Source organism: Micromonospora wenchangensis, assembly GCF_002210435.1.
GTDB classification, from domain to species: domain Bacteria; phylum Actinomycetota; class Actinomycetes; order Mycobacteriales; family Micromonosporaceae; genus Micromonospora; species Micromonospora wenchangensis.
Genome location: NZ_MZMV01000081.1, coordinates 1 through 24724, shown reverse-complemented (window position 1 = coordinate 24724; position 24724 = coordinate 1). Strand labels below are relative to the sequence as shown.

The 24724-nt window shown below is 72.8% G+C and carries 23 protein-coding genes; 10 read left to right on the top strand and 13 right to left on the bottom strand.

Annotated features, from left to right (window positions below; translation table 11 throughout):
• From B5D80_RS29655 to B5D80_RS29630, 6 genes are all read right to left on the bottom strand, one after another.
• Nucleotides 1-495: chorismate synthase (locus tag B5D80_RS29655; protein ID WP_144081802.1), on the bottom strand; the 495-nt coding region annotated here is incomplete at its 3' end.
• 5 nt (nucleotides 496-500) lie between these two features.
• A complete protein-coding gene (locus tag B5D80_RS29650; protein ID WP_088647230.1) occupies nucleotides 501-1508 on the bottom strand; it encodes a pseudouridine-5'-phosphate glycosidase in 1008 nt (335 codons plus the stop codon).
• A gap of 95 nt (nucleotides 1509-1603) precedes the next feature.
• Complete coding sequence (locus B5D80_RS29645; RefSeq protein ID WP_088647229.1) at nucleotides 1604-5593, bottom strand: amino acid adenylation domain-containing protein; 3990 nt, start codon at nucleotides 5591-5593, stop codon at nucleotides 1604-1606.
• Between the two features lie 25 nt (nucleotides 5594-5618).
• Nucleotides 5619-6533, bottom strand: coding sequence for an EamA family transporter (locus tag B5D80_RS29640; protein ID WP_088647228.1), 915 nt, complete (start codon nucleotides 6531-6533; stop codon nucleotides 5619-5621).
• Nucleotides 6530-7237, bottom strand: a complete 708-nt coding sequence (gene upp, locus B5D80_RS29635; protein WP_211291699.1) for a uracil phosphoribosyltransferase — start codon at nucleotides 7235-7237, stop codon at nucleotides 6530-6532. Before upp ends, B5D80_RS29640 begins: the two co-directional genes overlap by 4 nt.
• Before the next feature lie 5 nt (nucleotides 7238-7242).
• A complete protein-coding gene (locus tag B5D80_RS29630) occupies nucleotides 7243-7926 on the bottom strand; it encodes a phosphoribosylanthranilate isomerase (RefSeq protein ID WP_088647233.1) in 684 nt (227 codons plus the stop codon).
• A 349-nt stretch (nucleotides 7927-8275) separates the two neighbouring features.
• Between B5D80_RS29630 and B5D80_RS29625 the strand changes: the two genes are divergently transcribed.
• Nucleotides 8276-9172, top strand: coding sequence for a haloalkane dehalogenase (locus tag B5D80_RS29625; RefSeq protein ID WP_245855057.1), 897 nt, complete (start codon nucleotides 8276-8278; stop codon nucleotides 9170-9172).
• Nucleotides 9173-9219: 47 nt separating this feature from the next.
• Here B5D80_RS29625 and B5D80_RS29620 read toward each other — a convergent pair whose 3' ends face one another.
• On the bottom strand, nucleotides 9220-11031 hold the full coding sequence (locus B5D80_RS29620) for a class I adenylate-forming enzyme family protein (protein ID WP_088647226.1): 1812 nt from the start codon (nucleotides 11029-11031) through the stop codon (nucleotides 9220-9222).
• Nucleotides 11028-11858: an aminotransferase class IV gene (locus B5D80_RS29615; protein ID WP_088647225.1), complete on the bottom strand. Its 831-nt coding sequence runs from the start codon at nucleotides 11856-11858 to the stop codon at nucleotides 11028-11030. The genes B5D80_RS29620 and B5D80_RS29615 overlap by 4 nt, the downstream gene beginning before the upstream one ends.
• 311 nt (nucleotides 11859-12169) lie before the next feature.
• Between B5D80_RS29615 and B5D80_RS29610 the strand changes: the two genes are divergently transcribed.
• From B5D80_RS29610 to B5D80_RS29580, 7 genes are all read left to right on the top strand, one after another.
• Nucleotides 12170-13345, top strand: a complete 1176-nt coding sequence (locus B5D80_RS29610) for a sulfotransferase family protein (RefSeq protein WP_088647224.1) — start codon at nucleotides 12170-12172, stop codon at nucleotides 13343-13345.
• Nucleotides 13342-14589, top strand: a complete 1248-nt coding sequence (locus tag B5D80_RS29605) for an ABC transporter substrate-binding protein (protein WP_158224265.1) — start codon at nucleotides 13342-13344, stop codon at nucleotides 14587-14589. The genes B5D80_RS29610 and B5D80_RS29605 overlap by 4 nt, the downstream gene beginning before the upstream one ends.
• 38 nt (nucleotides 14590-14627) lie before the next feature.
• Complete coding sequence (gene cysD / locus B5D80_RS29600; RefSeq protein WP_088647222.1) at nucleotides 14628-15560, top strand: sulfate adenylyltransferase subunit CysD; 933 nt, start codon at nucleotides 14628-14630, stop codon at nucleotides 15558-15560.
• Nucleotides 15560-16822, top strand: coding sequence for a sulfate adenylyltransferase subunit 1 (locus tag B5D80_RS29595; protein WP_088647221.1), 1263 nt, complete (start codon nucleotides 15560-15562; stop codon nucleotides 16820-16822). Before cysD ends, B5D80_RS29595 begins: the two co-directional genes overlap by 1 nt.
• 52 nt (nucleotides 16823-16874) lie before the next feature.
• Nucleotides 16875-17477, top strand: a complete 603-nt coding sequence (locus B5D80_RS29590) for a mycothiol-dependent nitroreductase Rv2466c family protein (protein WP_088647232.1) — start codon at nucleotides 16875-16877, stop codon at nucleotides 17475-17477.
• Between the two features lie 76 nt (nucleotides 17478-17553).
• The gene (locus tag B5D80_RS29585) at nucleotides 17554-18408 is read left to right on the top strand and encodes an arylamine N-acetyltransferase family protein (protein WP_088647220.1); all 855 of its coding nucleotides are present in this window, start codon (nucleotides 17554-17556) and stop codon (nucleotides 18406-18408) included.
• 25 nt (nucleotides 18409-18433) lie between these two features.
• Nucleotides 18434-19006, top strand: a complete 573-nt coding sequence (locus tag B5D80_RS29580; RefSeq protein WP_088647219.1) for a DNA-3-methyladenine glycosylase I — start codon at nucleotides 18434-18436, stop codon at nucleotides 19004-19006.
• A gap of 58 nt (nucleotides 19007-19064) precedes the next feature.
• Here B5D80_RS29580 and B5D80_RS29575 read toward each other — a convergent pair whose 3' ends face one another.
• Genes B5D80_RS29575 through B5D80_RS29555 form a run of 5 tightly spaced genes read right to left on the bottom strand, consistent with a single transcriptional unit; the run spans nucleotide 19065 to nucleotide 23585 of the window.
• A complete protein-coding gene (locus B5D80_RS29575) occupies nucleotides 19065-19766 on the bottom strand; it encodes an ABC transporter ATP-binding protein (protein ID WP_088647218.1) in 702 nt (233 codons plus the stop codon).
• Nucleotides 19747-20505 carry an ABC transporter ATP-binding protein gene (locus B5D80_RS29570; protein ID WP_088647217.1) on the bottom strand — a complete coding sequence of 253 codons (759 nt, stop codon included), beginning with the start codon at nucleotides 20503-20505 and terminating at the stop codon, nucleotides 19747-19749. Before B5D80_RS29570 ends, B5D80_RS29575 begins: the two co-directional genes overlap by 20 nt.
• Nucleotides 20502-21476 carry a branched-chain amino acid ABC transporter permease gene (locus tag B5D80_RS29565; RefSeq protein ID WP_088647216.1) on the bottom strand — a complete coding sequence of 325 codons (975 nt, stop codon included), beginning with the start codon at nucleotides 21474-21476 and terminating at the stop codon, nucleotides 20502-20504. The genes B5D80_RS29570 and B5D80_RS29565 overlap by 4 nt, the downstream gene beginning before the upstream one ends.
• Nucleotides 21473-22360 carry a branched-chain amino acid ABC transporter permease gene (locus B5D80_RS29560; protein WP_088647215.1) on the bottom strand — a complete coding sequence of 296 codons (888 nt, stop codon included), beginning with the start codon at nucleotides 22358-22360 and terminating at the stop codon, nucleotides 21473-21475. The genes B5D80_RS29565 and B5D80_RS29560 overlap by 4 nt, the downstream gene beginning before the upstream one ends.
• A 25-nt stretch (nucleotides 22361-22385) precedes the next feature.
• Entirely contained in the window at nucleotides 22386-23585 is a 1200-nt protein-coding gene (locus B5D80_RS29555; protein ID WP_158224264.1) for an ABC transporter substrate-binding protein, read from the bottom strand.
• A 326-nt stretch (nucleotides 23586-23911) separates the two neighbouring features.
• Here B5D80_RS29555 and B5D80_RS29550 point away from each other — a divergent pair, with 326 nt between their 5' ends.
• Together B5D80_RS29550 and B5D80_RS29545 are read left to right on the top strand one after the other, a co-directional pair.
• Nucleotides 23912-24271, top strand: coding sequence for an MmcQ/YjbR family DNA-binding protein (locus B5D80_RS29550; RefSeq protein WP_211291698.1), 360 nt, complete (start codon nucleotides 23912-23914; stop codon nucleotides 24269-24271).
• A gap of 4 nt (nucleotides 24272-24275) precedes the next feature.
• Nucleotides 24276-24710, top strand: coding sequence for a hypothetical protein (locus B5D80_RS29545; protein ID WP_088647213.1), 435 nt, complete (start codon nucleotides 24276-24278; stop codon nucleotides 24708-24710).
• The last annotated feature ends 14 nt before the right edge of the window (nucleotides 24711-24724 follow it).

Below are 24724 nucleotides of genomic sequence, written 5' to 3'. Positions count from 1 at the left end.
CGACACGATCTCCACACCGAGGGCCTGCTTCACCAGGGCCTTCGCCACGGTGCCCACGGCCACCCGGGCAGCGGTCTCCCGGGCGCTGGCCCGCTCCAGGATCGGCCGGGCGTCGGTGTGACCGTACTTCTGCATGCCGGCCAGGTCGGCGTGGCCAGGCCGGGGACGGGTCAGCGGGGCGTTCCGCGCCTGACTCGCCAACTCGTCCGCATCGACCGGATCGGCGGCCATCACCGTCCGCCACTTCGGCCACTCCGAATTCCCCACCCGGATCGCCACCGGACTACCCAGGGTGACACCGTGCCGCAGACCACCGACAACCTCGACCTCGTCCTGCTCGAACGCCATCCGCGCACCCCGGCCATACCCCAACCGACGACGCGCCAACTCACCCGCGATATCAGCAGAAGTCACCGCCACCCCGGCCGGCACCCCCTCCAACAACGCCACCAGAGCCGGACCATGCGATTCACCCGCGGTCAGCCAACGCAACACGGCGGTCACCCCCGCAGACCGGGCAGGGCGTGCGCCACCCCGGCGGCGGCCGGGGCGTCGGCGGCGGGGTTTCCGCCCTCGGCCAGGTGGCGGGCGTGGGCGGCGGCGAGGTGGCCCCCGGTCCGGGCGGTGCTGATCAGCACGGCCATGTTGGCCCGGGAGGACCGGCCCTGGGTGGCCGCGTCGACGGCGCGCATCAGGTACTTGGTGATGGCGTTGCCGCGTACCCCGTCCCGCCGGGCGGCCACCATCGCCTCCTCGATGGCGCGGTCGACCTCGGCGTCGTCGACGGCCTCTGCGGCGTCGACCGGGGTGGTGATCAGGAAGGCACTGTGGTTGCCCAGGGCCCAGTGGTTCTCCACCGCGCGGGCGACGACCGTCGGGTCGTCGACCCGGCAGGGGCTGGGGATGCCGCTGGAGACGCAGTAGAACGCCGGGAAGTCGGCGGAGCGGTAGGAGACCACCGGCACCGAGTGGGTCTCCAGGTACTCCATGGTCAGCCCGAGGTCGAGGATCTTCTTGGCCCCGGCGCACACCACGGCCACCCGGGAACGGGTGAACTGGATGAGGTCCGAGGAGATGTCCATGCTCGTCTCGGCACCCCGGTGCACCCCGCCGATGCCGGCGGAGGCGAAGAACGCGATGCCGGCCAGGTCGGCGGCGATCAGCGAACTAGCCACGGTGAGCGCGCCCATGCCACCCCGGGCGAGCGCCACCGGCAGGTCCCGGGCACTGACCTTGGGGATGCCCGGGGTGGAGGCGAACCGTTCGATGTCCGCCGCGGTCATGCCGACCCGGATCACCCCGTCGTCGACGGCGACCGTCGCCGGCACCGCACCGCCCTCCCGGACCGCGTCCTCCACCCGGTGGGCGGTGGCGGCGTTGTCCGGGTACCGCAGGCCGTGGGTGATCACGTTGGACTCCAACGCCACCACGGCCCGCCCCTCGGCCAGGGCGTCGGCGACCTCCTCACTCAACCGCACCTCGACGGTGGAGTGGACCTTGCGTGTCATGCTGGCTCCTCGGTCGGTCCGGTCCGGTGCGTCGGGACCGGTTTCGGGCAGGACGGGTGCGGGGTGGGTTCGGGACGGTGCGGGCCGGGACCGGCTCACTCCTCCAGGACCGCCTCCAGCGCGATGGACACGGCGTCCTCGTCGCAGCCGAAGGCCCGGGTCATGGCGCGGGTGACGGCGTTCACCAGCCGGTTGTGCTGCTCGTCGGTGAGCGCGATCGGCAGGTGGGTGATGCTCACGTGCGGGCGGACCGGGCGACGGCGGGAGCGGGCGGGCAGCGCCGCGACCACCTGGTGGACCCCCGGTTCACGCAACACCCCGTAGTGGTCGGCGGCCAGGTCGACGACGACGGGGGAGAGGGTGCGGCGGACGACGGGGCTGTCGAGGAAGGACTCCTGGTCGCCCCGGGTACGCAGCACCGTCACCGGGGCCCGCACCGGCCGCCTGGCGAGTTCGGCCTCGGTGTGCCGCAGCCCGTACGTCCGGGCGACGACCCCGGTGATCCGGCGGACCAGCGGCAGGTCCAGGGCGGGGAAGTGCCGCCTGACGAACGCGGTGAAGCCCTCCTCGTCCCCGACGGTGGCGAGGCACTCCTCGATCACCGGACCGGTGACCGTGCCGGCGAACACGGAGCACAGCACCGCCAGGTACGTCGGGTTGGCGAAGTCCGCCGTGTCGGGCGTGCCGGGGGGCACCGGCACCCGGACCCGGGGTGACCCGGGGGCGATCAGGACGAGCTGGTCCACCTGCTCGCCGGCCTGCTCCAACTGGTACGCCGCCTCGACGGCGACCCGGGTGCCGAACGAGTAACCCCACAGCGTGTAGGGGCCCCGGGGCTGCCGCTCCCGGATCGCCCGGACGTCCTCGGCCGCCATCCGGGCGATCGTCCGGTAGGGCTCCTCACCCGGGTTCACGCCGTACGCCTGCACGCCGTGGAAGGGGCGTCCGACGGTGCCGGCGAGCAGCCGCAGGTTCATCGGGTAGCCACCCAGCCCCGGCCAGCAGTAGACGGAACGTCCCTGGCGGCCCCGCGCCAACGGCACCAGCCGGGACCTGCTCACCTGGTCGCGTTCGACAACCCGCCGGGCGAGCTGCGCGACCGTCGGGTTGTCGAAGATGACCTGCATCGGCAGCGCCGCGCCGAACACCCGGTTGAGCCGGTTGATCAGGGCGACGGCGATCAGCGAGTTGCCGCCGCAGGCGAAGAAGTCGTCGTGGACGGAGACGTCGTCCTGGCGGACCGCCTCGGCCCACAGCCGGGCGATGCGGCGTTCCAGGTCGGTGCTGGGCGCCACGAACGGCCGTTGCGGGCCGGGGTCGTCGGCGACCCGGGCGGCGAGCGCGGTGAGGTCGGTCTTGCCGTTGGCGGTCAACGGCATCCGGTCGAGGATCACCACCTTGTTGGGCAGCATGTAGTCCGGGAGCCGGCCGGCCAGGTCGTCGCGGATCAGCTCCGCCGGGCCCTTCATGTGGACGACGTCCTCCTTCATCCCCCGGCCGGCCACCTGGGCGGCGCTGACCCGCCCACCGACGGCGAAGTACGACGGCCCGTCGGGCAGCCCGTGCCGGCGCAGGATGCCCCGGATGCGGTGGGCCGACGGCAGGTCGTGGCCGCTGTCGGAGCTGTAGCCGGAGGACATGAAGCCGAAGCCGAGGTCGTTCATGGACAGCCGTTGCAGGACGCGTCCCAGGTCGACGTAGCGCCGCCACCGGGTCGACGACGTGCTGATCATGCTGATGCCGATCGCGGCCCGGTCGTACACCTGCTGGTTGATGGCGATGACGTGCTGACGCTGCACCAGGGCGTCGTCGAGGCGGACCAGCTCGCCGCCGTGGTAGCGGTACTGCCCGGCGGGCAGGTCGACGCCCCGGTCCGGGTGGACCTGGACGTACAGGTCGATCTCGTCGCCGGGCGGCGGGGCGTACGGCGTCACCGCGAAGCTGCCCAGGTAGAGGTCCTCGGCGGCGCAGTCGAGGTGCCGGATGGTCTGCGGCGCGTGGTCGGTGGCGGTGATGCCCAGCCCGTACCCGGGCAGGACCTGTTCCAGCAGGCCGACCAGGTGGCCGGTCTCGATCTCCAGGACCTCGCGGATGTTGTTCTGGTAGACCGGTTCGATGGCCCGTCGCCGGCCCACGAGGTGCAACCGGACGGTCGGTTCGGGCCGGGGCGGGGCGGGGCTGATCAGGACCAGCTCGTGGGTGAGCGGGTGGTGGTAGTAGTAGCCGGACGGCTGCCCCCAGAGCTGGTGCAGCTCCAGGTAGACCTGGGTGGCGTTGAGCGCCCCGGGTGAGGCGTAGCCGTACTTGGGCAGCAGCCGCTCGTCGCTGACGAACTGCCCGAGGTAGCGGACGATCTCCCCGAAGGTGGCCAGGTCGAGCTGCCCGAGCGGGCGCGGCGGCACCGGGCCGGGCCGGGCCGGGCGCAGCAGCGCCAGCAGGTCGGCGCGGGTGACCGGCGGGCCCTCGTAGAACCGGTACGTCTTGCGGGCGAACACCCGCCGCACCTGCTCCGCGGTGGGTTCGGCCCCGGGCAGCGCGAGCACCGACCGCCCGGCCAACTCCTCCGGGGTACGCACCCCGACGTGCGACAACTGCGCCCGGACCTGGAGCCGGCTCTCCTTCGACCGGTGGTGGGCCCCCTGCCGGCCCTGGTCCATCAGCGCCGCCTCGCGCGGGTTGAGTTCGACGACGGCGAGCAGGTGCGGATGCCCGGTACGCGGATCGTCCCGGACCAGCACCCCCGCGTGCCGGACCCACTGGTGGGCCTCCACGGCGAGACGCACCTCGTCGAGTTCGACCCGGAACCCGCGCAGCTTCACCTGGTTGTCGACCCGGCCGACGAACCGTACGGTGCCGTCGGCCTGCCAGGCGGCCAGGTCGCCGGTGCGGTAGAGCCGTTCCCCGGTGGCCGGGTCGGGCACGAACCGTTGCGCGGTCAACGCCGGCCGGTGCAGGTAGCCCCGGGCGAGCTGGATGCCGCCGATGAGCAGTTCCCCGACGGCGTCCCCGGTGACCGGGGCGTCGTCGGCGTCGACGATGACGTAGCGCAGGCCGGTGACGGGCCGGCCGATCGACACGGACTGCCCGGTGGGGTCGAGCCCGGCCGGGTCGACGGTGAACGCCGAGGAGTTGATCGTGCACTCGGTGGGGCCGTAGAGGTTGACCAGCGTGGCGGGGTGCGCCTTGAGCACGTCGGCGGCCAGCGTGGTGGACAGCGCCTCGCCGCCGGTGAAGACCTGCCGCAAACTGGTGCAGGTGCCGAGGCGTTCGGTGTCGACGAGCGCCCGCAGCAGGGTCGGCACGCACTGCAGGGCGGTCACGCCGTGGCGGCGGATGCTCGCGATGATCGCCTCGGGGTCGCGGTGCAGGCCGGGGGTGCCGGCGACGACGGTGCCACCGCAGGCCGGGGCGAGGATCTCCCACTGCGCGGCGTCGAAGCTCATCGGGGTCTTCTGCAGGACGACCGCCTCGTCGAGCCGGTAGGTGTCCCGCAGCCAGCGCAGTTGGCTGACGATGCTGCGGTGCTCGATCATCACCCCCTTGGGCCGCCCGGTGCTGCCGGAGGTGTAGATGACGTAGGCCAGGTCGCGGGGGCGCGGCCGGTGGTCGGGCACGTCGGGCGGGGACGTGTCGTGCCAGGCGCTCAGCGGCACGACGGCGGTGTCCGGCGGGACCAGGTCGGTCAACCGTTCGACGAGGTCGTCCTGGGCGACGACGAGGCGGATCCGGGCGTCGGCGGCCATGTAGCGCAGCCGCTCGTCGGGGTAGTCCGGGGCCAGCGGCAGGTAGGCCGCCGAGGCGTACAGGATGCCCCAGGCGCCGACGACGAGCCCGGCGGACGGTTCGGCGAACAGGCCGACCCGGTCGTCGCGGCCGGCGCCGCGCTCGCGGAGCTGGGCGGCGAGGGCCCGGGCCCGGCGGGCCAGTTCCCGGCGGGTGACGCCGTCCGGTCCGTGCCGGACGGCGACCGCGTCGGGGTCCGCCCGGACCTGCTCGTCGAGCAGGTCCGGCAGGGTGGCGGCGGGTGGGTGGTGGGCGTCTTCGCCCGGGTCGTGGGTGTCGGTGGTGGCGGGCGTGGTGCGCATGCTTCCCCCTGTGGTGGGTGACGCCTCACCGGCTGGTCAGCGCGGGTGACGCCACCGGCTCAGCGGCGGGTGGCGGTGCCGGCGGGGACGACCTGCGTTGGGCGAGGGCGACTGCGGCGACGATGACCAGGCCGCCGACGAGCTGGGTCAGGCTGAGCCGTTGGTCGAGGAAGGCGAAGCCCAGCAGGCTGGCGACGATCGGGCTGACCAGGCTGAGGAACGACGCGGCCAGGGCGGGCAGCCGTTCCAGGCCACGGAACCAGACCGCGTAGCCGAACAGCGATCCGACGATCCCCAGGTAGGCCAGTCCGGCGAGGTTGGGGCCGGTGAGGTGGTCGGGCAGCCCCTCCATCAGCAGGGTGGTGGGGAGCAGGACGAGCCCGCCGGCGGTGAGCTGCCAGCCGGTGAACTGCAACACCCCCACCCCGGGCGGTCGGGCCCAGCGTTTGGTCAGCACGATCCCGCTGGCCATGCTGGCCGCGCCGGCCAGGGCCGCGACGACGCCGAGCGGGTCGAGCGCGGCGGTCGGGCGCAGCACGAGCAGCGCGACCCCGGTCGCCCCGAGCAGGCACGCCACGACGTGCAGCGGCCGGATGCGGTCGCGCAGCAGCAGCGCGGCGAGGATCAGCACCAGCATCGGCTGGAACGACATGATCAGCGCCGCGACGCCGCCGGGCAACCGGTAGGCGGCGACGAAGAGCAGCACGAAGAACAGGCCGATGTTGAGGGTGCCGAGCACCAGCGCCCGCCAGATCCACCCGCCGCGCGGCAGCACCCGCCCGATCGCCATCAGGGCGAGCCCGGCGGGCAGGGCGCGGGCCAGGGCGGCCAGGTAGGGCCGGCCCGGGGGCAGCAGTTCGGTGGTGACCAGGTACGTGCTGCCCCAGATCGCCGGGGCCAGCGCGGTGAGCCCGACGTCGCCGATTCCGCCGCGCCTCATCGGGGCTGGTCCGTTCCGAAGTAGCGGTCGCCGAAGTCGCCGATGCCGGGCACCATGTAGGCGTCGGCGTTGAGGCGTTCCTCGATGGCGGAGGTGACGATCCGGACCCGCGGGTAGCGGGCGTGGACCGCGCTGATGCCCTCCGGCGAGGAGAGCAGGCTGACGAACACGACGTCCTCCTCGAACACCCCGTACTCGCGCAGCAGCCCGAGGGCGGCCAGCGCGGTGCCGCCGGTGGCGAGCATCGGGTCCAGCAGCAGCACCTGGGACGTGGCGATGTCCGGCGGCAGGGCCGCGTAGTGCAGGTGCGGCAGCTTCGTCGTCCGGTCCCGCTGGATCAGGATCTTGCCGATCCGCGTCTGCGGCAGCATGGCCCGCAGCTCGGACTCCATGCTCTCGCCGGCGCGGGCGATGGACACCCCGCAGACCGGCGCGGCCGGGCGCAGCCCGTGGTAGGTCTGCCCGACCGGGGTGCGCACCGGCGCGGGGACGACCGGGAGCAGGTCCAGGGCGGTGTCGAGGAGCTGCCGGAAGATCTGGGCGGAGGTCTGCACGAAGTCGGCCCGGGAGGCGTCGCGGTCCCGGATGACCGTGTGCAGCGAGCGCAGCCGGTTGGTCTGCGGCAGCAGGTGCAGCCGGTCGGCCACGGCGGGGTCGGTCACGGTGGGGTCGATGGCGGTGGGGTCGATGGCGGTGTCTGTCATTGCTCTCAGTCCTGTCCGGCGAGGTCGGCGAACGCCTGGCGGGCGGCGGTGACGAACCGGCGCACCTTGGCCCGGTCCTTGCGGCGGTCGGGGCCCTCCAGGCCGGTGTGCGCGTCGACGGCGGCCGGGCGTACCGCCGCGATGGCCGCCGCCACGTTGTCGGGGTTCAGGCCACCGGCGAGCATCAGCGGCCGGGGTGCGATCCGGACCAGCTCGGCGCTGACCGACCAGTCGTGGGTCAGGCCGGTCGCGCCCTTGGCCCCGGTGGCGGGGTTGAAGCTGTCGGTGATGTACATGTCGACCCACTCGGCGCTCTCCTCGACGATCTTGGTCAGCTCGTCGACGTTGTCCTCCTTGACCACCAGGCTCTTGAGGACGTAGAGGTCGGGGTCGATCCGGCGCAGCTTCTCCAACTGGGCGGGCTCGACGTCGCCGTGCAGCTGCACGGCGGTGACACCGAGTTCGGCGCAGAACTGCCGGATCTCGTCGGCCTCGGTCAGGTAGGTGATCAGTACGCCCCGGTGCCGGGGCTGGATCGCCGCGACGATGGCCGCGGCGTCGGCCTCGGACAGGTCCTCGTTCTTCGCCGGCAGCCGCAGGGCGAACCCCAGCCAGTCGGCGCCCTCCGCGCAGATCAGGTCGGCCTCGTCCTGGTCGATGACCCCGGCCACCTGGATCAGTCCCTGCATCTGCTGCTCCCTCTCGTGCGAATAGCCGGTCAGGATCTCCACCGACGGAGCTCCCACGTGTACGTCGAGAGAAACGTACGAAACGAACGGCACCGGGGGACAGGCCCATGTCCGGCCCCGCGCCGGTGCCATTTCCACCGGTGGCCCACCCGACGACGAAGCGGCCCCACCTGCGCACAGTGGAGCCGAAAAGTATTCGCCATGTCATTGTTTGAATTCTCGCGAACAATTCATGAATGGCACCGCCCCGCTGAGCGCGAAACGACCGCCAACGACGGGACACGCCGTCACGACGATGCCACGGAATTGCCCGGACCCCTTGCTATCACTGTGCCGAGGAGGTCCACCAGTGACAACGAGTTCCACACCCGCCGCGGTTTCCGTCTCCGCGGCCGACCCGCACCCGCGCCGGCGCATCGACCTGTGCGGGACCCACCTGTCGTACGTCGACGTGGGTGCCGGCGACCCGATCGTGTTCCTGCACGGCAACCCCACGTCCTCGTACCTGTGGCGCAACGTCATCCCGGCGGTGCGCGACCTGGGCCGCTGCCTCGCCCCCGACCTGGTCGGCATGGGCGACTCCGGTCCGGCGCCCGACGGCGGCTACCGCTTCACCGACCAGGTGCGCTACCTCGACGCCTGGTTCGACGCCGTGGTGGGCGACCAGCCGGTCACGCTGGTGCTGCACGACTGGGGTTCGGCGCTGGGGTTCCACTGGGCGGCCCGGCACCCCGAACGGGTCCGCGCCGTCGCCTACACGGAGGCGATCGTCCAACCCCGCCGGTGGAGCGACTTCGAGGCCGGCCGTGACCAGCTCTTCCGCGCCATGCGCTCACCCGAGGGGGAACGCCTGGTGCTCGAGGAGAACTTCTTCGTCGAGGTGGTGCTGCCCCGCAGTGTGGTGCGCCCGCTGTCGGCGGCGGAGCTGGACCGCTACCGCCGGCCGTTCGGTGACCCCGACTCCCGGCGACCCACCCTCGCCTTCCCCCGGGACCTGCCCATCGAGGGCGAACCGGCGGACGTGACCGCCGTCGTCGAGGAGTACGGCCGCTGGCTGGCCGCCTCGCCGGTGCCGAAGCTGCTGGTGGTCGCCGAGCCGGGGGCGTTGCTGACCGGCCGGGCCCTGGCGTTCGCCCGGACCTTCCCCAACCAGCGCGAGGTCACCGTCACCGGCAGCCACTACGTGCAGGAGGACTCGCCGGACGAGATCGGCGCCGCCCTGCGGGACTTCGTCACCGCCCGCTGAGCACGGCCGCGGGGCGGGCGGTTCCCACCGCCCGCCCCGGGTGCCGGTCAGGCCGCCGAGGTGGCCCGCTCCTCCTGCGGCGTCTCGACCGAGGCGCTCAGCTCCCGCAGGATCGACTGCTCGGTGCGGGTCCGCGCCACGTCCAGCCCGCCGTCCTCGTCGGTCAGCAGGAGCTGGGCGAACTGCGCGCGCACCTCACGCTTGAGCACCTTGCCGGTGACCCCCAGCGGGATCTTGGTGTCCCCCTTGGAGATGACCGTCGCGGCCAGCTCGTGCTTGCCCGCCGCCCGCAGCGCCCGGTTGATCCGGGTCAGCAGCTCCTCGGCGGTGAGGTCCGACCCGTCGATCAGGCGCAGGGCGGCGATCGGGGCGAACGAGGTCGGCTCGACCGGGTCGACCACCCCGACGACGGCGCAGTCCACCACCGCCCGGCACGCCTTGAAGATCTCCTCCTCGAGGGTGAGGCTGTAGACCGGGCCGCGCCGCGTCGTGATCACGTCCGTGGTCCGGTCGTAGTGGTAGAACCGGCCCTTGTCGTCCTTGTAGCCGATGTCGCCGGTGAGCCAGTAGCCGTTGCGGATCGACTTGTGCGTCAGCTCGTGGTTGCCCCAGTAGCCCAGGGTCACCGTCGGGGTGTGCACCGCCAGGTAGCCGACCTGGTTGGGGCCCAGCTCCCGACCGTCCTCGTCGAAGACCACCGCGTCCTCGACGATCGGCTCCGGGTAGCCGACACAACGGTTGTAGGCGTTGGTCTTGGGGCCGTGGATGTTGAGGAACAGGGCCATGCCCATCTCCGAGGCGCCCAACCCGTCGAGGTAGTGCGACCCCGGCCGCCAGCTGCCGTTCTCCCGGTGCCGGCCGAGCCGGACCAGCTCCCGGACGTGGGCCTCGTGCGAGGCGTCCGCCGTGCTGATCCAGGTCGTCACGTTCGACGCGGCGGACGGCTCCAGGCCGAGCGCGAGCATCTCGGTGAAGGTGATCGGGAAGCCGGTCACCACGCTGGGCTTCCACCACCGCATCGCCTCGGCCACCGTCGCCCCGTCCTGGGACTCCATGACCAGGGTGGGCAGGCCGATCAGGGTGGCCATCATCATGTAGCTGTAGCCCGACGAGTGCGAGGCCGGGAAGGCCAGCAGCATCTTGTCGTCCGGGCCCGACGGCAGCGTCATGATCCGGGGGCGCTTGCCGGCGAAGAACTGGCGGTGGCCGAACGTGGCGGCCTTCGGCATGCCGGTGGTGCCCGAGGAGTGCGAGATGAGCACCGGATCGCGGTCGCCGTGCCGGTACGGGTAGACCCCGGGCAGCGGGCCGGCCGGCGGCGCGGCGTGCATCGCCTCCTGCGAGGCGGTGAACCGGAACGGACGCGCGTCGGCCATCCCGTTGAGCAGCGGGCCGAGCTTGTCCGCGTCGACCACCACGCCGACCGCGTCGAGCCGGGAGAGGTACTTGGCGGCGGTGTCGGGCACCATGTTCGGGTTGATCACGGCGGGGATCGCGCCGAGGCTGTTGAGCGCCAGGAAGTGCACGAAGCTCGCCATGCCGTTGCGGGTGAAGACCCCCACCCGGTCGCCGTGGGTGACCCCGGCGTTGTGGTACCACCTGGCGTACCGCTCGGTCTGGTCGCGCAGCGTCGCCAGGCTGTAGACGACCAGGTCGTCGGGGCCGCCGCCGGGCGGCAGGTGGTGGAACAGCGGGGCGTCGTGGTCCTGGCCCCGCTCCAGGGCGTGCCACAGGAAGTCACCCGCGCCGAGCTGACGGGTGGCCAGCAGCTCCAGCCGGGCCCGCAGCCCCCGGTGCGACCGCCCGAAGTGCATACGCGGGACCGATGCCAGATAACGCTGTAGTGACCTGAGCTTCATGGTGCCTCCTCGGTGCTTCGGTGCGGCCAGATGGCCTCGGGGTCGGGCAGGGGTTCGGTCAGCGCGTCGAGATGGGCGCGCCAGTCGTGCAACCGCCGCGCGTCGACGGGGGCGGTCGGCTCTCCGTTGATCCGGGTCAGGACCCGTATTCCGTGCAGGGCACTGGTGATCCACACCTCGCTGTCGAGCAGCTCCGCCACGCTGGGCAGCCGGTGGCGTACCGGCATCCCCAGCTCGGCGCAGCGGTCGAGCAGCAGCCGCCGGGTGACACCGGGCAGGATCCGCCCGTCCTCCGGTGGGGTGTGCAGGACGCCCGACGACCACCAGTAGATGGTGCTGAACGCCCCCTCGCGGACCAGGCCGTGCTCGTCGCAGAGCAGGGCCTCGTCGGCGTCCGCGTCGTGGGCGGCGGCTCTGATCTTCTCCAGCTCCTCGAAGTCCGGCCCCTTGAGGTGGGGCAGCCGCCGGGGGTCCGGATGCGGCCACAGCCAGCCGCGTGCCTGGCCGACCCGGGGCGGGGCGGGCCGCAGTCGCAGGGCCAGCCGCTGGGTGGGAACCAGGTGCAGTTCGATGCGGGGGAACCACACCCCGGAACGGGGCAGCGCCGTGGTGACCGACGTCCCGAAGGACGCCACCCGGTGCGCCGAGACCCCGAACCGTCGCACGGCCGCGGCGAAGCGCTGCCAGTGCAGCCGGTACGCCCGGGCCCGGCCGTCGGTCAGGAGCCAGGAGTCGGCCACCACGGGGCGGTACCGACCGTCCTCGATTCCTTCGCGGACCCCCGTCTCCCACAGCAGCAGGGGGACGGCCCGAGTCGCCGGCGGCATCTTCTTCTCCGATCCGTGGTGGTCGCCGATTGGCTGGGCCGACCATAGGGCCGCCGTCCGGCCCCGCTCCAGAGCCACGTTGACGCCGTACTCCGGGCCACTTGTCGCCCGCCGGCTTTGGTCCCGTGCGGACCACTGATGTGGCCCTGTACCGACAGTGGCCGGGTGCCTATCGTCGCTACCTACCGTGATCGCTGTTCACATTCGTCACCGTCCGTCGGCACGTCCGGCCCGGTGGGGGCGGGGGCACCGACCGCACGGACCGGCAGCCCGAGCCGCCGCGTTTCCAGCCAGACAGAGGGGAGTACGCCGTGACCGCCGTCATCGAACCCACTCAGGACACCTACCGGGTGGACGAGTTCGTCGAGGCCGCCCGAGCCAGGGCGGGAGTTCCGGACTTCGAGTTCGCGCACCTCGACGCCCTCGACCGGCTGCTGCGGGCGTTGGACACCGAGGGGGGCCTGAACGAGGCCGGCCGCCGGTCGGTCCGGGGCGCCCTGGTCGCCGCGCTCGCCACCCAGGCCGCCGCGCACCGGGCCCGGGTGAAGAACCCGGAGATCGCCTCGGTCGAGATCAACCAGCCGGTGTTCATCACGGGCATGACCCGCAGCGGCACCACGCTGATGCACAACCTGCTCGGCCAGCACCCGGACCTGCGCTCGCCCGACCTGTGGGAGCTGATGGCCCCGGCGACCGACGACCGCGACGAGGCGACCCGGCAGGCGCTCGTGCAGGCCGCGGAGAACTTCTGCGTCGACTACTACACCGTCGCGCCGGCGCTGAAGCCGGTGCACCTGTGGGAGCCGCACCGCCCCGACGAGGACCACCGGCTGACCGCCCCGACGTTCAAGACGATGGCGTACGAGCTGCGCTACACGGTGCCCAGCTACGGCGAGTGGCTCCGGACCCAGGACCAGTACGACGCCTACGACTACCACCGCTACCTGATGCAGCACATCGTCTGGCGGGTGCCCACCGACACGCTGGTCCTCAAGGACCCGTTCCACCTGTGGCGGGCCGACGCGCTCGCCCGCACCTACCCGGACGCCCGGCTGATCTACATGCACCGCGCCCCGAGCGTCACCATCCCCTCCACCTGCAGCCTCACCGAGATCATTCGACTCGCGCGCGCCGACCGGGTGGACCGCCTCGCGCTGGGTAGGCTCTGGACCGAGCGCTTCGCCCAGATGCTCGACCTGTACGCGCGGGCCGAGCAGGAACACCTCACCGACACTCCCGTGCTCGACGTCGACTACCAGCGCCTGATGGCCGACCCGATCGCGGTGATGGCCGAGATCTGCGACTTCCTCGGTGCCCGCTGGGACGGCGAGGTCGAGAAGGCGTTCCGCGACTACCTCGCCGCGAACCGCAAGGACAAGCTCGGCAAGCACGTCTACCGGGCCGAGGACTACGGCCTGGACGCCGACGAGCTGGACGAGCGCTTCTCCGCGTACCTGACGAAGTACCAGATCGGAGGACGGGCGTGAGCACCACGTCGGAACCCACGGCGCTGGAGACGGTCACCGGGCAGGTCCGCGCCTTCGCCCGTACGGTGGACGGCGCGCCCACGGTCACCGTCGGCATCGTGACCCCGCTGTCCCTGCCCGGCGACCCGACCGCCGGCACACTGACCGCACGCGGGGCCCTGATCGGCGCGGAGTACGTCCGCGACCACGGCGGCATCCGCGACGGCCTCCAGTTCGACTTCGTCGTCCGCGACGACCAGGAGACCGTCACCCTCGACGGCGGCACGATGCCCCGCTCGGCGGTGGGCGCGCTGGCGAAGGTCGCGATCGTCGACCGGGCGCTGGCCGTGCTGGGGCCCTGGCACCTGCGCTACACCGAGGAGGTCGCCGACCTCGCCGACCGGATCGGGGTGCCGCTGTTCATCGAGAACGCCCACCCCGGGGTCACCGCACAGAAGCGCCGGGCGGTCTTCCGCACGTTCACCTCGATGGCCGAACGCGCCCCGGTGCTGATCCGGTTCGCCGCCGACCAGGGCTTCCGGCGGGTCGGCCTGATCCACGCCGACACGGTCTTCGGGCGCAGCGCCGCCGCGCTGCTCACCGCCGAGCTGAAGGCGGCCGAGGAGCCCATGGAGCTGTACTCCGTGGAGTTCGACCAGGAGTCGACGACGGACCTGCGTCCCCAGCTGCGCGACATCCAGCAGTGGGGGCCGGACGTGGTGATCAACGTCGGGGTGGTACGCACCAACCACCTCATCGTCCAGCAGGCGGCCGAGATCGGGCTGCTGCCGCAGGTGCCCATGCTGGCCCCGTTCCAGTGGCCGCTGCGGGCGCCCGACTACTGGAAGGCGCTCGGCGCGCACGGCCTGCACCTGGTGTGGCCGGCGACCCAGTTCAGCCCGAACTGGCCGGGGCTGACCCCGATCGGCAGGTGGTTCGTGGACCGCTACCGCGACACGTACGGCACGATGCCGCCGGACACCGCCCTCAACGCCTTCACCGACATCACGATCATCGCGCAGGCCCTGCGGCAGGCGGACCGGGTCGGCCGGGCGGAACTGATCGACGCGCTGGAGAAGGGCACCTTCGACACCTGGCGCGGCCCGGTCAGCTTCACCCGCGGCGAGACCCACTGGCACCACAGCCCGCCCCCCGTGGTGCTGCAGCAGTACCAGGAGATCGACCAGGACATCTCCACCGTGCCGATCGTCTACCCGCCCGAGCTGCGTACCGCCGGGTACGTGCGGCCGGGCTCTCCGACCTGACCGGCCCGACCGGCCGACACCTGTGGGGAGACAACGCCATGGCGTTCACTTCGACCGCATCCGAAACCTCATCCGACCTGCGGATGTCCTACCTCGACGTGCTAGAGGCCGAGGCGGTGCACATCATCCGGGAGGTGGCGGGCACGCTGGAGCGTCCCGTCCTGCTGTTCAGCGGCGGTAAGGACTCCGCCGTCATGCTCCACCTGGCCCGCAAGGCGTTCCTGCCGGGCCAGCTGCCCTTCCCCGTGCTGCACGTCGACACCGGGCACAACTTCCCCGAGGTGATCGAGTACCGCGACAAGGTCGTGGCGGAGCACCAGCTCACGCTGCGGGTGGCGCACGTGCAGGACTACATCGACGACGGCCGGCTCACCGAACGGCCCGACGGCAGCCGCAACCCGTTGCAGACCGTCCCGCTGCTCGACGCCATCACCCAGCACCGCTTCGACGCCGTGTTCGGCGGCGGGCGGCGCGACGAGGAGAAGGCACGGGCCAAGGAGCGGGTGTTCTCGCTGCGCGACGAGTTCGGGCAGTGGGATCCCCGCCAGCAGCGCCCCGAGCTGTGGAACCTGTACAACGGCCGGCACGATCCGGGCGGGCACGTGCGGGTCTTCCCGCTGTCGAACTGGACCGAGCTCGACGTGTGGCACTACATCGCCCGGGAGGAGATCCCCCTGCCGGCCATCTACTTCTCCCACCAGCGTCAGGTCTTCCTGCGCAACGGGATGTGGCTGGCGCCGGGGGAGTGGGGCGGTCCGCGCCGCGACGAGCAGGTGCAGGAACGCACCGTGCGGTACCGCACCGTCGGTGACATGTCCTGCACGGGCGCCCTGGAGTCCGGGGCCGCGACCATCGACGAGGTGATCGCCGAGATCAGTCTGTCCCGGATCACCGAGCGCGGTTCGAGCCGGGCCGACGACCGGATGTCCGACACCGCCATGGAGGACCGCAAGCGGGAGGGGTACTTCTAGTGACCACACTCAGCCTCGACACCACGCGCGACGGCGAGCTGCTGCGGCTCGCCACCGCAGGCAGCGTCGACGACGGAAAGTCCACCCTGGTGGGCCGGCTGCTCTACGACTCCAAGTCGGTGCTGGCCGACCAGTTGGAGGCGGTCGAGTCCGCCAGCCGGGCCCGTGGCTACGGCCAGGCCGACCTCGCCCTGCTGACCGACGGGCTGCGGGCCGAACGCGAGCAGGGCATCACCATCGACGTCGCCTACCGCTACTTCGCCACCGGCAACCGCCGGTTCATCCTGGCCGACACCCCCGGGCACGTGCAGTACACCCGGAACATGGTCACCGGGGCGTCCACCGCGCACCTGGCCGTGATCCTGGTCGACGCCCGGCACGGCGTGGTGACCCAGACCCGGCGGCACACCGCGGTGGCCGCGCTGCTGCGCACCCCGCACGTGGTGCTGGCGGTCAACAAGATGGACCTGGTCGGCTTCGCCGAGGACCGGTTCGCCGAGATCGACGACGAGTTCCGCCGGCTGGCGGGTTCGCTCGGCGTCCCCGACGTGCGGTCCATCCCGTTGTCGGCGCTGCGCGGCGACAACGTCGTCGACCCCTCGACCGAGATGCCCTGGTACACCGGGCCGACCTTCCTGCAGCACCTGGAGCGGGTGGACCTCGACGAGGACCTGACCGCTCTGCCGGCCCGGCTGCCGGTGCAGTACGTCCTGCCCGACGGGTCGCTCGCCGGTCAGCTCGTCGCCGGTCAACTCCGGCTGGGGCAGCAGGTCCTGGTCACGCCCGCCGGCCGGCCGGCGGTGGTCACCGCCATCGGGCGGCTCGGCACGCCGATCGAGAACGCCCGTGCCGGCATGTCGATCAGTGTGAAGCTCGACGGGGCGGGCGAGGTGGGCCGCGGCGACATGATCGTCGCGGCGGACCGGATCCCGACGACGAGCCGGCAGGTCACCGCGACGCTGTGCCACGTCGCCGAGCGTCGGCTCGGCGAGGGCACCCGGGTCCTGGTCCAGCACCAGACCCGGGTGGTCGAGGCGACCGTGGCCTCGATCGTCGACCGCCTCGACCTGGCCACCCTGGAGCACACCCCGAACTCCGACCCGCTGGTGGTCAACGACATCGCGACCGTGGTGCTGGACCTCGACGAGCCGATCGCCGCGGACCCGTACCGCCTCATCCGGGGCACCGGGTCGCTGCTGCTCATCGACCCCGCCGACGGGGCGACCCTCAGTGCCGGCCTGGTGGGTCCGGCTTTCCGATGAATCAACCGAAGGATGTACGACGGTGCCCGAAGTGAACCGAATCCTGGTGGACATGTTCGTCGACCCGGTCTGCCCGTGGGCGTGGCTGACGTCCCGGTGGCTGCTCGACGCCGAGCGGCAGCGCCCGATCGACGTACGGTTCAAGATCATGAGCCTGTCCGCCCTCAACGAGGGACGTGCCGACATCGACGCGTTCTACCAGCGCAACATCGGACCGTGGCGGCGGCCGGTGCGGGTGCTGATGGCGGCCGAACAGCAGCACGGGCCGGACGCCGTCCGGTCGCTCTACGACGCCATGGGCACCCGCCGGCACGTCAAGGGCCAGTCGTACGGGCCGGCCCTGTACAAGGCGGCGCTCACCGAGTGCGGGCTGCCCGGTGAGCTGGCCGACGCGGCGGACGACGCCGGGCTCGACGACGCGGTGCGCAAGAGCCACCAGGCGGGGATGCAGCCGGTCGGGCTGGACGTCGGCACCCCGACGATCCACGTGCACGTGCCCGGCGGCGACCCGGTGGCGCTGTTCGGCCCGGTGGTCACCCCCGCCCCGAAGGGCGAGGACGCCGCCCGGCTCTGGGACGGCTTCCTGCTGGTCGCCCAGACACCCGGCTTCTACGAGCTCAAGCGCAGCCGCACGAGTGGCCCGCAGACCCGCTGACGACCGGCCGGGGCGGTGCCATCTCCACCGATGGCACCGCCCCGGCGTTTTCCGCACAGAAAGTGAACGTCCCGACATGCAGGAGCCGTCTGTGCCCAGGATCGGTGACGAGGTGGTCCGCCGCTACCTCGCCCGCCTGGACGAGCCCGGCCGGCCCAGGGTGAACCTGGCGACGCTGGTCCGGTTGCACGAGCGTCACGTCCGGCGGGTTCCGTACCACAATCTCGACATCCAGGTGGGGCTGCCCACCGACGTCGACCCGGCCGGCAACGCCGCGCGGCTGGCCGACGGCGACGCCGGCTACTGCTTCCACCTCAACGGCGCGTTCGCCGCCCTGCTGGCCGCGTTGGGGTTCGACGTGACCCTGCACCGGGGCCAGGTGAAGAAGGCGCCCGCCCTGCCCGACGGCGTGCACTTCGCCAACCACCTGACCATGACCGTCCGGCTGGACGGCCGGCGCTGGTTCGTCGACGTCGGGCTCGGCGACGGGCTGCTGGGTCCGGTGCCGTTACGTCCCGGCGTGGTCCGGCACCCGCCGCTGACCTTCGCCTTCGCCGAGGCGGCGTGGGGGTGGCGGTTCACCCACGATCCCCGCGGGTCGTTCACGGTGATGGACTGGGAGGACCGGCCGGCCCGGCCGCAGGATTTCGTCGCCGCCCACGAGCTGCTCTCGACCGCGTCGACCTCCACCTTCGTCCGCCGGTTCATCGTCACCAACCGGGGCCCTGGCGAGGTGGTGTGGTCGCTGGTCGACCGGCTGCTGACCCGCATCGACGGCGACGGCGTGCACCGGCGGGAGCTGACCACCTTCGACCAGTGGCGTCGGGAGTTGGAGGAGACGTTCCTCCTGCGGCTCGACGACCGGCACGCCGCCGGGCTGCGGCTGCTGTGGCAGCGGTTGCCACAGCGTCCCGGCATCCCCACCGGCTGACCACCGCCGCAGGACAGGAGACGACATGCAGATCAGCACCGGCCCCGACGGCGTGCCGCGCTGCGGTTGGTGCACCGGCACCCCCGTCTACGTCGCGTACCACGACGACGAGTGGGGGCGTCCCGTGCACGGTGACGCCGCGCTCTTCGAACACCTTGCCCTGGAGGCGTTCCAGGCGGGGCTGTCGTGGTCGACGATCCTGCACAAGCGGGACGCCTTCCGGTCGGCCTTCGCCGGCTTCGACCCGGAGACGGTCGCCGGCTACACCGACGCCGACGTGGACCGGCTGCTCGCCACCGACGGCATCGTGCGCAACCGGGCCAAGATCGAGGCGACCATCGACAACGCCCGGCTCGTCGTCGCGCTGAACGGCGGCCTCGACGCCCTGCTGTGGTCGTACGCGCCGGACACCGTCCGGCCCCGGCCCCGCTCCACGTCGGAGGTGCCGGCCCGCACGCCCGAGTCGACGGCGATGGCGCGGGAGCTGAAGCGGCGCGGGTTCCGGTTCATCGGCCCGGTCGGCGCGTACGCCCTGATGCAGTCGACCGGGATGGTCGACGACCACCTGGTGGGCTGCCACCTGGCCGTGGACGGCTGAAACCGTCGCGGGTGCGGCCCCACCGTCGACGACGGTGGGGCCGCACCCGGTCGTGTCCTCACGCCGCGACGCCCAGCAACCGCTGCATCGTCGGCAGGTCCCCGCGCAGGTCGGGGGTGGGGCGCCGGTGGACGATCCGACCCCGGACCATCACCGCCGCCTCCTCGGTCACCCCGAGGGCCAGGTGCAGGTCGTGCTCCACGAGCAGCAGCGTCAGCCCGTCGCGCACCACCGCCCGCAGCGCCTCGGCCACCTCGTCCACGACGATCGGCGCCAACCCCTCGGACGGCTCGTCCATCAGGACCAGCCGCGGGTCGGTGGCCAGGGCCCGGCCGATCACGAGCATCTGCTGTTCCCCACCGGACAACTGGCCGGCGAGGTGCCGTCGCCGCTGCGCCAGGCGGGGGAACAGCTCGTAGACCCGCCCGGTCGGCCAGGTCCGGCCGCCGTGCCGGGTGGCCAGCGCCAGATGCTCGTGCACCGTCAGCGTCGGCCACACCCGCCGCCCCTGCGGCACCAGCGCCACCCCGGCGCGGGCGAGCCGGTCGGCCCGCCAGCCGGTGACGTCCCGCCCGTCCAGCAGCACCCGGCCGCCGGTGGGCCGCAGCAGCCCGGCGAGGGTGGACACGAGGGTGGTCTTGCCGACCCCGTTGCGGCCCAGCAGGGCCAGCGCCCGCCCGGCGGACAGGTCGAGATCCAGCCCGTGCAGCACCTGCCCCTGCCCGTAGCCGGCGGACAGCTCACGCACCACCAGGTTCACCGTGCACCTCCTCCATCCGGCCGCCGAGGTACGCCTGCTGCACCTCGGGACTGCGCCGTACCTGCTCGGGCGTGCCGCTGCACAGCACGGTGCCGAGGTGCAGGACGCTGACCCGGGTCGCGACGTCGAAGACGACGTCCAGGTCGTGCTCGACGAACACGATCGTCACGGTGGGTGGCACGCCGCGCAGCAGCTCCACCAGCCCACCCCGTTCCTCGCCGGACATGCCGGCCGCCGGCTCGTCCAGCAGCAGCAGTTGCGGCCTCGCCGCGAGCGCCACCGCGATCTCCAGCCGCCGGCACTGGCTGTACGACAGCGCCGCCACCGGCACCTCGGCCTGGCCCTCCAGACCGACGGAGGCGAGCGCGGCGGCCACCTCGGCGCGGCGGTGCCGGTCGGTCCGCCGGGCCAGCACCCGGCCACCGGTCAGCGCCAGGCTCACGTTCTGTGCGACGGTCAGCGACCCCAGCAGGGTGGAGTGCTGGAAGCTGCGCCCGATGCCCGCGCGGGCCCGCCGGTGGACCGGGTCCCGGGTGACGTCGCGGCCCCGGTAGTGGACGGTGCCGCCGGACGGGCGTTCCTCCCCGGCGATCAGCTTGAGCAGGGTGCTCTTGCCGGCGCCGTTGGGCCCGATGAGCGCGTGCCGCTCCCCGGCGGCCACCGTCAGCCGTACCCCCCGCAGGACGCTCAGCGCGCCGTACCGGTGGTGCACGTCGTGGCAGCGGAGTATGTCGATCATGGCGCGGTCCTCCTCAGCCGGATCCGGGCGATCCCCGTGGGCAGCAGGTAGACGACGAGGACGAACAGCAGCCCCAGGGCCAGCGGGCCGTGCCCGTCGAGGGTCGCGCCCAGCGAGTCGCGGACGACGATGACCAGGGCCGCGCCGAGGCAGGGCCCCCACCAGGAGCCGGTGCCACCGATCACCACGGCCAGCAGGGCGAGCGCGGAGGTCTCGAAGCCGGCGTCGGCCGGGGTGACCAGCCGCTGCTGGGCGGCGAGGAGCCCACCGGCCAGCCCGGCCACGGCACCGGCGAAGACGAACGCCCCGAGCTTGACCAGCGTGGTCCGGTAGCCCAGCGCCCGCATCCGGTCCTCGCTGTCGCGGATGCCCCGCAGCACCACCCCGGTGGCGGAGGTGGCCGCCAGGCGCAGGGCGAGCAGTCCGGCGAGGAAGAAGGCCAGCACGTACCAGTAGGTCGTCGCGGGCTGGTCGAGGACCAGTCCGGACAGCGTCGGCGCCGGTACGCCGTACAGGCCGTTGGAGCCGCCGGTGACCGACTCCCAGCTGTCGGCCGCCTGCTGGGTCAGCTCCCCGACCGCCAGGGTCAGCATCAGGAAGAAGACCCCACCAGCCCGGACGGCGACCGCCCCGGCGACCAGCGCCACCAGGGCGGCGGCAGCCATCCCGAGCAGGAGCGCCGGCACGCCCGACGTCCCGTGCAGGGCGCTGAAGGCCGCCGCGTACGCGCCGACGCCGAAGAACGCGGCGTGCCCGAGCGACGGCAGTCCGACGACGCCGACCAGCAGGTTGAGGCTCGCCGCGAGCAGCCCGAAGACGAGGATGCGGGTCAGCGTCGTCGTCGCGTACGGGGCGAGGTAGAGCGGGGCGGCGGCCAGCAGCAGGGTGCCGGCGGCCACGGCGGTCGCGTTCCGGACGGCGGGACGCAGCCGGGGGCGGGTGGCCGGGTGGGTCGTGGCCAGGGATGTCATCGTCGTCCTCCCGGGGCGAGGGTGAACAGGCCGCGCGGCCGGACGACCAGCACCGCCGCGAGCGTGCCGAAGAGCAGGAACGAGGCCAGGCCGGGCAGCACCGCCCGGCCGACGGACTCGACCTGGCCGAACAGCAGCGCGGCGATCAGCGGCCCCCGGATGGAGCCGAGCCCGCCGACCACCACGACCACCAGGGCGAGCACCAGGATGGTGGTGTCCAGCCCGGGACGGGCGTGGTAGATGGGTGCGCCGAGCAGCCCGGCGAGGGTGGCCAGCACCGAACCGAGCACGAACACCCCACCGCGGACCAGGCGCGGGTCCACCCCGACGGCGGCGACCATGTCCCGGTCGCCGACGGTGGCGCGGAACAGCGCGCCCAGCGAGGTGCGCTCCACGGTCCAGTACACGGCGGCGGCGAGCAGGGCGGCGACCCCGACCAGGGCGAGCCGGTAGCTGGGGTAGCTCCAGCCGGCCACGGTCACGGTGCCGGCCAGGCCGGCCGGTGGTTCGGTGGCGCGGACGTCGTCGCCGAACAACGCGGACAGCACGTCGGCGGCCACCAGGGCGATGCCGAGGGTGAGCAGCGCCTGTTCGAGGTGGGAGCGGCGGGACAGCGGCGCGGTCAGCAGGGACAGCAGGCCACCGGCGGCGGCCCCGAACACGACGACGGCGACGACCGCCCGGCCCAGCGACGGCCAGGTCTGCTGCTCACCGCCGATCCACCAGGCCAGGTAGGCGCCGGTGAGGAACAGCGCCCCGTGGGCGAGGTTCAGTACGTCCATCATGCCGAAGATCAGGGACAGGCCGGCGGCGGTGATGAACAGCAGCAGCCCGATGGCCAGCCCGTTCACCATCGCGGTCAGCGCGATCTGCGCGGTGGGCATCGTGATGCTCCGTCCGCTGGCCCGGTCAGGCCCGCGGGTCGAGCGGACCGAGGTCCTCGACCACGCCGTTGACCGGTGCGCCGGCCCGGGTCTGCACCCGGCGCAGGTAGAAGTTCTGCCGGGGCGACTGCTCCACGAACGACCACGGGCCGCGCGGGCTGTCGGTGATGACGCCGACCGAGCCGAGCGCCCCGGCGAGGCTGTCGCCGTCGACGGCCCCGGCCTGCGCGACGGCGCGGGAGAGCACCTCGGCGGCGTCCCACGCCTGCACCGCGTAGACGGTGGGGGCGGCGTCGTAGGCGGCGCGGAACGCCTGCCCGAACGCGGTGTTGGCGGGGTTGTCCAGTTCGGAGGTGTAGTGCAGCGTCGACAGCACCCCGTCGGCCGCCGCACCCTGTGCGGTGAGCACCCCGCCCTCGACGAGGAACCCGGAGGCGTACAGCGGGATGGTGCGGGAGAGCCCGAACTGGGCGTACTGCTTGACGAAGGCCACCGACTCGGCCCCGCCGAAGAAGCAGAAGGTGCCCTGGGCCCCGGAGGACTGGATGCGGCTGAGGAACGGCTGGTAGTCCTGGGTCTTGCCGAACGGCGGCTGGCTCTGCCCGACGATGGTGCCCCCGCCGGCCCGGTAGGCGTCGCTGAACCCCTTGATCGCCTCGGTGCCGGCGACGTAGTCGGGGGCGATGGCGTAGACCCGGCGTACGCCGCGCGCGGCCAGGTGCCGTCCCATCGCGGCGGCGACCTGGGCGTTGGTGAACGAGGTACGCCAGATGTAGGGGCTGCGGTTGGCGCCGGTGATGGCCCCGGCGCCCGCGTTGGCGATGACCAGCAGCCGGCGGGCGCTGGTGACGAGGTCCCGGACGCCGAGCGCGGTGGCCGAGCTGACGATGCCGACCAGCACGTCGACCCGGTCGTTCTGGAGCAGCTTCTGCACGGCCGGCACGCCGGTCTGCGGTCCCTCGCCCTCGTCGGCGACGACGGTGGTGACCCGGCGACCGCCCAGCCGGCCGTCGTGCTGGCGCAGCCAGAGGTCCCAGCCCCGCTGGATGTCCACGCCCAGCGGGGTGTAGACCCCGGCCTGGGGGATGACGAGGCCCACCTTGACGGTGTTGCTGTCACCGCCGCTGGCGGCGGTTGCGCCGAGGCTGCTGCCGCAGCCGGTGAGGCCGGCGACGCCGAGGCCGGCGGTGATGCCGAGGAATGTCCTGCGGTTGATTCCGGTCATGGCTTGACTCCCGAACGTATCGAGCAGGATTGGTGGCCTGAAGGTATGGCCGGCCGTCGGGGGCGGCCAGTGCCACATCGCCGCCCGGTCCGGAACCACTCCGCCGCCCGCGGGGCCCGATCCCCGACGGCGGCGATTGGCCCCGTCGGGCGGCGTCAAGTGGCCGTTTTCCGTACCGCCGGGCCGTGGCACGCTGCTGGACGCCGTCCGGCCCTTCCCGGTCACCGGCCGGCGCGTCCGCCCGGACGGCACCCGGCGTCGACCGTCTAATGGGCGGTGCGCCCCGCCCGCGGGCGTCGTGCCCGCTGACCCGGAGGGAACCGACAATGCTGACACCCGAGCAGGTACGGGAGTTCGCTCTCGCGATGCCGGAGGCGGTGGAACAGGAGACGTGGGGTCACCCCACGTTCCGGGTGCGTGACCGCATCTTCGCCAGTACCTCCGCCGACGGCGTGGTGGCGATCATCCGGGCGTCCAAGGAGGACCAGGCCGAGCTGATGGCGGCCGACCCGGAGACCTACGACCCGGCGGACTACTTCGGCCGGTACGGCTGGGTCCGCGCCCAGCTCGCCTCGGCCGACCCGGACGAGATCCGGGAGCTGGTGGTGGAGGGCTGGCGGCGGGCGGCACCGAAGCGGCTGGTGGCGCGGTACGACGGCACGCCCGCCCGTACCCCGGGGCGGTGACGGGGTGGCCGCGATCATCCTGGGCTGGAACCCGCAGCGGTGGAACGGGTGGACGCCGAGCTACGAGGCGCTGACGCCGGGGGTGTCCCCGCAGCGCACCCTGGCCGGGTCGTGGACGGTGGGTCGGCGGGTGAACATCCCGGTCGGCGCGGACGCCTGGCTGTTGATGCAGGGTCGCCAGCGGGGGCTGGTCGGGCACGCCGTGGTGACCCGCGCCCCCTATCCCGGCCCGCACGACCGGGACCCGGCGGTGACGACGAACTACGTGGACGTGGCGTGGGACAAGCTGCTGCCGGTGGCGGAGCGGATCGTGCCGGAGGTGTTGAAGACGGAGGCGTCCGGGGTCGCCTGGGGCTACGTGTTCAGCTCGGGCACCGGGGTGCCGGCCGCCGCCGAGGCGCAGGTCCACCAGCTCTGGCAGCGGCACGCGCTGGACTGATCCGTGGGGCCGGC